Annotated in this window: 3 protein-coding genes and 1 pseudogene; 2 read left to right on the top strand and 2 right to left on the bottom strand. The window is 49.3% G+C overall.

Annotated elements, in window-relative coordinates; genetic code table 11:
- Window positions 1-236: pseudogene (locus BMW41_RS14745) on the top strand (group II intron reverse transcriptase/maturase); the annotation flags it as partial.
- Between the two features lie 91 nt (window positions 237-327).
- Here the strand turns inward: BMW41_RS14745 and BMW41_RS04750 are convergent.
- Window positions 328-1,842 (bottom strand): leucine-rich repeat domain-containing protein, encoded by a 1,515-nt coding sequence (locus tag BMW41_RS04750; protein WP_074649080.1) that lies wholly within the window; start codon window positions 1,840-1,842, stop codon window positions 328-330.
- A 224-nt stretch (window positions 1,843-2,066) separates the two neighbouring features.
- Between BMW41_RS04750 and BMW41_RS04745 the strand changes: the two genes are divergently transcribed.
- Window positions 2,067-5,429 (top strand): DEAD/DEAH box helicase family protein, encoded by a 3,363-nt coding sequence (locus BMW41_RS04745; RefSeq protein ID WP_074649079.1) that lies wholly within the window; start codon window positions 2,067-2,069, stop codon window positions 5,427-5,429.
- Window positions 5,430-5,682: 253 nt separating this feature from the next.
- On the opposite strand, the gene BMW41_RS04740 is transcribed toward BMW41_RS04745, so the two are convergent.
- The gene (locus BMW41_RS04740; protein WP_074649078.1) at window positions 5,683-7,812 is read right to left on the bottom strand and encodes a hypothetical protein; all 2,130 of its coding nucleotides are present in this window, start codon (window positions 7,810-7,812) and stop codon (window positions 5,683-5,685) included.
- Between the last annotated feature and the right edge of the window lie 266 nt (window positions 7,813-8,078).

The following is an 8,078-nucleotide window of genomic DNA, read 5'->3' as shown; positions in this document are numbered from 1 at the left end:
ACAGAATCCGTATGTGTATATGGAAACAATGGAAGAAGCCCAAGACAAAGGTGCGAAATCTGATTAAGATGGGTGTGCCCGAGGACTTGGCGCATATTGCTGGCAACAGTCGGCGTGGATATTGGTTTACCACACATACAGTCGCAGTCAACATGGCGATGACAAAAGATAGACTGATAAACAGTGGCTTCTATGATTTAGCCACAGCCTATCAGTCTGTGCACGTCAACTATTGAAAGCGCCGTATACCGAACGGTACGTACGGTGCTGTGAGAGGACGGCGGTTAGTCACCGCCTCCTACTCGATTTCACTATTCGTTAATCTTTTTATTTTCCGGGAAAGGGCGTGTTGCAGATCACTTCTGTGTCGCCGAGATTGCGCGAACCTTTCTCGATAAAGGCGTCCCACTCCTCCTGCGATCCCTCATAATAGACGGTCATCTTGTCATGATGCGTCCACAGGTAGACCACGGGATTTGCTTCCGGTTCCCGCTTCTCCGGTGGAGTGTACACGTAGTCTTCGGAGAAGTCCATTCGGGATTCTGTAGTAATAGAGTAAAGGATCGAGTCCCCGATCTCCGCGTTGACAAAATCCTTTGCGAGATAGATCTCTCCGTTGGTGAAACCGAACGCACATCGGTCCACCTTTTTCACGGTTCCGGGGATATACAGTTTTTTCGTCTTATCACAGAAGTCGAAGCAGTACCGGTCGATGGTTTCCACACTGGAGGGAACGGTGTATTCCTCGGCTTCCTTTTTGCGTGGATAATCATAAAGCATCTTCATATCTTTGGAATACAGGACGCCGTCCACGGATTTCAGAACCGGACAGTTTTCGTCCACGGTGTATTCCTCCATAAAGGGGAACTCCAGGAAAAGGCGGTCACCGACTTCCGACACGGATGCCGGGATGTGGATGGTCTTAAGGAAATAGTTCTGTTCAAATGCGCCTTCTGCGATTCGTGTCACGGTCTGTGGAATATCGTAATGTTTTTCCTCTTTGTAGATCGGATAGCAGAACAGCACCGACAGGTCTTTGCTGAACAGGACGCCGTCCTTCGCCGTATAATTCGGGTTGCCCTCTGCAATGGTGAAATCATGCAAAGAGAGGCTGTTATAGAAGGCGGTTTCCGCGATATAGTAGGCAGACGCCGGGATGCTGATGTTGTCGTAGAAGTCGTTGGAGTTGAACGCGTGTTTGCCGATGATCTCGATCCCTTCCGGAATCGCCAGTGCCTTGTGAAGTTTTACTTCACCAAATGCGTAGTCTCCGATCTCACGAAGGCCCTTTGGGAATGGCATCTCTTCCAGAGAGGAGTCATTCATAAAGGCGTAGTCGCCGATATATTCCACACTGTCCGGAAGCCGCGCGTTCTCACACCACATCATGTTGTAAAAAGCATAGGCACCGATCGTGGTGATGCCGTCTCCCACAACGATCCGGGTTACGGAATCTACATAATCCTTCGCCGGAGAGGGATCGTCCTTACTGTAGTCTTTCATCGGCCCCTGTCCGGTGACGGTCAGGGTGCCGGAAGCGGCGTCGAAGGACCAGTTCAGACTGTCTTCCGTGACTTTTGTGTGGTGCGTCAGCGTACCGAGTTTTTCAACGATCGCTTTGTCTTCAGCACTGAGTTTTGGTTCCCATTTGCTGATGGACTCTTCGGTTGCCTGCGTCTCGCCCTCGGCTGATGTGGAAGCTGCCTCTGCGGCTGCCTGGGACTCTGTTGTGGCAGGAACAGCCGTGGTTGCTGTAGCCGACGGGCCAGAACAGCTGCAGACGGAAATGATTATGGATAATACAATGGTAAGACTAAGATACTTCTTCAAACGTTTTCTCATAAGAGCCTCCTTGGTTACATATGATATTTTCGTGAAAGCCTGAAGAATGATGATCCGGGTGTCTGTTGTAATCAGTATAACATGAATTATGCTGATTCAATTCTGTTTTTGACTAAAACTATCCGAAATTTAAGAGTAAAACAACAAGAAATCAGAATATCGCACTGTTTGACGATTTTGGGTCGCAATGTTAGTATGAACATAAGAGAGAGGCGGCCATTTTTATGAAAACAAATTTTGATTATCTGAAGAAAGAAACAAAATTTAACAGTTTTTCTGACGTGGCGATTTCGGCAGAAAGGATCGTTCTCATGGACCCGGAGACAAGTATTATCAATTGCCGCCGCGCGATGGAGTTCGCCCTGAAATGGATGTATTCCGTGGATGACGGACTGGAGATGCCGTATCAGGATAATCTCAAAACTCTGATGGATGCGGAAGACTATCGTCAGATCATCGGACCGGATCTGTGGAACCGGATGAATTTCATCCGCCGATGCGGAAATAATGTGGCACACAGCGGAAAGAAACTGGGCCGAGATGAGGCGATGCTCTGCCTGGAAAACCTCTTTATCTATCTCGATTACATTGCATACTGCTATGCAGACGTCTACGAAGAACGGAGCTATGACCGGGGACTCATTCGGGACAGAATCCGGAGCATGAAGGAGAACCGGGAAAGAGCGGAAGCAGTACAGAATGAGCTTCAAAAAGAGATTGAGAACTCGGCCAGAAAAGAGCTGGATTTACAAAAACTCCGGGAAGAAAATGAGGCGCTGAAGAAAGAATTATCCGAGCGCCGTCAGGAAAAACAGGAGACGTACGTTTCCAAACCCATCGATCTCTCAGAATACAAGACGAGAAAAATCTATATCGACTCCCTTCTTATGGATGCCGGATGGACCGAAGGAAAAGACTGGCTCAATGAAGTCGAACTTCCAGGAATGCCGAATAAATCGGAAGTGGGATATGCGGATTACGTTCTCTATGACGATTCCCATAAGCCGCTGGCGGTGATCGAGGCAAAGAAAACCTGCTTTGATCCGGGAAAAGGACGGCAGCAGGCGAAGCATTACGCGGATATTCTGGAAAAGCAATATGGTCGGCGACCGGTGACATTTCTCACCAATGGATTCGATACGAGGATCATCGATAATCAGTATCCGGAACGGAAAGTCGCCGGCATTTATTCCAAACGGGATCTGGAGAAGCTTTTTAATCTTCAGAAGATGAGAACCAGCCTGAAGCATGTGACGGTGGATAAGAAGATAGCCGGACGGTATTATCAGGAAGCTGCCATCAAGGCGGTCTGCGACAGTTTTGATGAGAAAAACCGCCGCAAAGCGCTTCTTGTCATGGCGACAGGGTCGGGAAAGACCAGAACCGTGATCGCACTCTGCAAGGTCCTTTTGGAAGCCGGATGGGTGAAGAATATTCTGTTCCTCGCGGACCGGAATTCTCTTGTGACACAGGCGAAACGGAATTTCACCAATCTTCTGCAAGACCTGTCCTGCACGAATCTTTGTGAGGATAAGGAGCGGGTGAACTCCCACTGTATTTTTTCTACCTATCAGACGATGATCGGATGTATTGACACGCTTAAGGATGAAAAGGGGAAACTCTTTACCTGCGGACATTTCGACCTTGTCATCTGTGATGAGGCCCACCGCTCGATCTATAACAAGTACAAGGATATCTTTACCTACTTTGACGCGCCGTTAGTCGGACTGACGGCAACGCCGAAAGATGAGATCGATAAGAATACTTATCAGATCTTTGAATTGAACGATGGAATTCCGACGTATGGATATGATCTTGCCCAGGCAGTAAAGGACGGCTATCTGGTGGATTATATGTCTGTGGAGACAAAGCTGAAATTCATCGAGCAGGGAATCACCTACGCGGAGCTTTCGGAAGAAGAGAAAGCCGCCTACGAGGACACCTTTGAAGATGAAAACGGGGAAATGCCGGAGAAAATCAGTTCCTCCGCTCTCAATACCTGGCTTTTCAATGATGACACCATTCGCCAGGTCCTTCATATCGTCATGCGGGACGGCTTAAAGATTCACTACGGTGAGAAGATCGGTAAGACAATTATCTTTGCCAAAAACCACTCTCATGCGGAGAAGATCCTCGAAGTCTTCAACAAGGAATATCCAAATCTGGCGAAGGGCGCAAATGGTCAGCCCTATGCGAAAGTCATTGATAACTATATGACTTATGCCCAGAGTGCCATCGATGAGTTTTCGGAAGCCGATAAACTCCCGCAGATCGCGATTTCGGTGGATATGCTGGATACCGGTATCGACGTTCCGGAAGTGTTGAACCTTGTGTTTTTTAAGAAGGTGATGAGTAAGGCAAAGTTTTGGCAGATGATCGGACGCGGAACAAGACTTTGCCCCGGTCTCATGGATGGCGAGGATAAGTCGAAATTCTATATTTTTGATTTCTGCGGAAACTTTGAATTCTTCCGGATGGAGAAGGGACGCCCGACGTCGAACATCCTGCCTCTGCAGGGGGCGATCTTTAATCTCGAGTTCCAGATTGCCTTTAAATTGCAGGATATTCAGTATCAGGTGGACCGCCTGATCGCCTATCGAAAGCAGCTGGTAGAACATATGGCGGGCAAGGTCCGGGAACTGGAACGGGAAAATTTTGCTGTCAGACAGCACATCCGGTATGTAGATCAGTTCTCATCGGAAGAGAATTATCAGGCACTTTCCTTTGAGGACACGGTTCTGGTGAAGACGGAGGTCGCGCCGCTGATCCAGCCGGACAGCGATGAGGCATCGGCAGTCCGGTTTGATGCGCTGATCTATGGGCTGGAACTGGCGAAGCTGGCCGGTAAGAACTTTGGCCGGCTGAAGACGGACCTTTTGAGCAAGGTTGCCGGCATTGCATCTGTTGCCAATATACCGGAGATTTCGGAGCAGAAAGACCTCATCAACCGGATTCTTCAGACCGACTATGTGGATCGGGCGGGAGTGGATGACTTTGAGTTTATCCGCGATAAACTCCGGAATCTGATGAAGTATATGCCAAAGCATAAAATGCGGTACGACACGGATTTTACGGATGATATTCTGGACACACAGTGGAATGAATCGGAGTTGGATAATGATGAACTGAAGAATTACAAGGCGAAAGCAGAGTTTTACATCCGTCAGCACCAGGACAATCTCGTCATCGCGAAGCTACGGACGAATAAGCCGCTGACGCATACGGACATTGAATCGCTGGAGGCGATTTTGTGGAAGGAAATCGGGACGAAGGCGGATTATGAGAAGGAGTACGGCCAGAAGCCGCTCGGAGAGTTTGTCCGCAGTATCGTCGGTCTTGACATGAATGCGGCGAAGGAAGCATTTTCAGAGTTTTTGGACGGAGCGAAAATGGACAGCCGGCAGATTTATTTTGTGAATCAGATTGTCGAGTACATTGTCCATAATGGAATGATGACCGATCTGTCGGTCCTTCAGGATTCTCCGTTTACCGATCGCGGAAGCGTGGTGGATATCTTTACGGATCTGTCGGTATGGGGATCCATCCGGAAAGTGATTGACTCGATCAATGCCAATGCGACGGCGTAAAAACAGATTACGAAAGACAGATTTCGAAAACAGAATACTAAGCGCGTAATGTTCGCTGGATGAAAACGATGTCTGAACAACAAATCCCGCCCGGCCCGGATTATTCCGGAATGGGCGGGATTTGCTGCATTTCAATTACATTATGAGAATCGATCAAGCTGCTTCACTTCAACAGTTTTGTGAGAAGCAGTCAATCTGCTTCATTATGGAAAGATTCCATCTCAGTTCCGCTCAGTCCCCTCTCAGGCACACCTCAGTCGCCCAGGACGCAATCCCACGAGATTCCTCCGGACACAACTTTATCATTGCTGATTACGTTGATGCCGCTCATGGTCATGTGAGTGCTGTCGGTAAGTGTGATGGTGATGGGGCCTTTGTTGGTCGGCGCGTCGATGATCAGCACACTGCTGCTTTTCTCGGAAACGGTGCCGGGGTAGGACTTGCCGTTCGTCCCTTTTCCAAAGGCAACCAGGTTGTAGGAGTTGGCTCCGGTCTGGTCAATCTGAAAACCAAAGGCGGTCGGTTCACCGCTTTTGCCGATGATGTACCATTTGCCGGCAAAGTTATCCTTATCGTCGATGACTATTTCCGTCGTCGGATAGTCGAAATGGAACATTGCGCTTGTGACTGGTTCGTCGTTGTCGATATCGGCGTTCGACTCATAGACATTCAGCCGATCGGGCAGACCTGCCATAATATAGCCGATCACCGTTGCCTCTGTTGTGACGGTGCCGTCGTCTTTCAGCTTTCCCGTCCAGCTTCTGACGGCTTTTTCCGAGCTTGCGGCAGAGCTGAGTTCTGCAAAGCGGAGGCGGTAGCCGCCGAAGGACGGTACGTCCTTGTTCTCCATGTTTTCGTGAATGTCGAAGGTAACCGTACGGTTCAGTTCCGCTTTCACTGCGTTCATACTTTCCAGAAGGAGCTGTTCCGTCCTGCGCTGGTAATCCTTCTGCATTTCTTTCAGGATGGCGCTGGACAGCCGCTGGTACATGCGCTGCTTGTACTGCTTGACGAGCTCTTCTTCCTGATCCTTCGTGATGTTGCCGACGCGGCCTCCGGAGAAATGTTCCGCAAAGTCCGTCTGCAGCTGCCAGACAACGTTATCGCTCTCTTTAAAGAACTTGCGGGCATAGGAATCGATCTCATCCTCGAGGTATTGTTTGAACTGTTTTTCGTCTCCCTCGGAGTCAGCGACCGCTTTGGCGACAATATCCCGCCATTCTTTGGTTTTTCTGGCTACGTGGCTGGTCCCGTAGTCCCTGCCGCCGGGGAATTTATCATTGTAATAGAGATACAGGTTGTTGATTCGCTCGACCTTGTATCCCTGCGCGGCCTGCGCAAATTCCGTGATAGACCGGTCGATCATGCTGACGCCCACCAGACTGATGCCGAGAGCGGTATTCGCGCCGGCGCTGAGGGCAAACATGCCGGCATCCTTGTAGATCGTGAGGATGTCATCGCGGGTTTTTTCTTCTTTGAGGATTTCAATTCCAAGGTTGACTGCGCTGAAGGCAAAGCCGACATTTCCCATCTTATCCCAGAAGCCCTCGTTGAGTTTTGCATATTTTTCCGTGAAGAAGAAAAGGTCGGAGAGCTGCATGGCTGTGCCGGCGTCATTTACCTTCGCGAAAGAGTTGTTGATATCCGTGAAGAAGTCGGTCATGGCGACTTCGCCGAGTTTGAAACATTTCTCACTGGACGCGCCGTTGGCCGCATATTCCGCAAGCGCCGCGGCAGATTCATCCAGATGGCCTCCGTAGAGTGACTCATAGAGCCCTTCGGAATCGATGGACGAGATATAGGCTTTGCGAAGCCCTGCATTTTTCACTTCGAAGCAGCCGTATTTGGACAGATGATCCGTGTGGATGACGACTTCTCCGGCTTCCGCGTCCACGTCAAAGAGCACATCCTCCCATTCGCCTGTCGATTCATTGAAATATTTGGCTCCGACACATTTCGCAGGGTCTTCCCCCGGATCGCAGAATTTTCCGTCATAGGGGATGCGGATGTCGATCCAGGTGTCCAGATCGTGAGTATCCCCGATATTGATTTCATACGTCGTTGCCTGCCAGTCTCCGTTTTCTGCGGTCTCCGTGCCGGCGGGCCGGATGCTGACATCCACCTCGTCTTCCGGATAATCGAACAGAAGCGGAGATAATTCCAGTTTTACCCCTGTTTTGCTGTCTGCGGTAAGGTTCTCAGAGGAGACGGTGACGGTCTCAGCGGGTTCCGGTTCCGCCTGCCGGTCGGCAATGCTCCCGGAAGCGCCGGTATTCTCTGCACTGTCTGGTTTTGATGCATTGTTGCCGGAACCGCCGCAGGCGGTGATAAGCAGGGACAACACTACGGTAAGACTCAGATACTTCATCGAACGTTTTCTCATAAGATCCTCCTTTATACGATATTTTTTTAAAACCATAAAAACAATATCCGGATGTCCGAAAGCACAGTTGTCTATGATATGTCCAAAGGAACAATAACCGCAGAATTCAACGGAAGAAAAAGGGGAATAATATTCAGTTTTGGTTATTTTAAGTATAACATGAACTGTCTTCGTAAAAAAAACATTCTTCGGAAAATAATGCGATGAACCGGCAGGAAATGAGGACAATTCAGGAAGGTTTCCCGGGATATTCCCTGGCGCTTATG

It is taken from the genome of [Clostridium] aminophilum (genome assembly GCF_900101295.1).
Taxonomy (GTDB): domain Bacteria; phylum Bacillota; class Clostridia; order Lachnospirales; family Lachnospiraceae; genus Clostridium_R; species Clostridium_R aminophilum_A.
The sequence above is the reverse complement of the archived record's forward strand: the minus strand, read 5'-3'. Positions and strand labels throughout refer to the sequence as shown.

Coding starts and splice junctions, on each gene's coding strand:
- BMW41_RS04750 (WP_074649080.1), bottom strand. CDS start 1,842: ATGAGAAAACGTTTGAAGAAGTATCTTAGTCTTACCATTGTATTATCC.
- BMW41_RS04745 (WP_074649079.1), top strand. CDS start 2,067: ATGAAAACAAATTTTGATTATCTGAAGAAAGAAACAAAATTTAACAGT.
- BMW41_RS04740 (WP_074649078.1), bottom strand. CDS start 7,812: ATGAGAAAACGTTCGATGAAGTATCTGAGTCTTACCGTAGTGTTGTCC.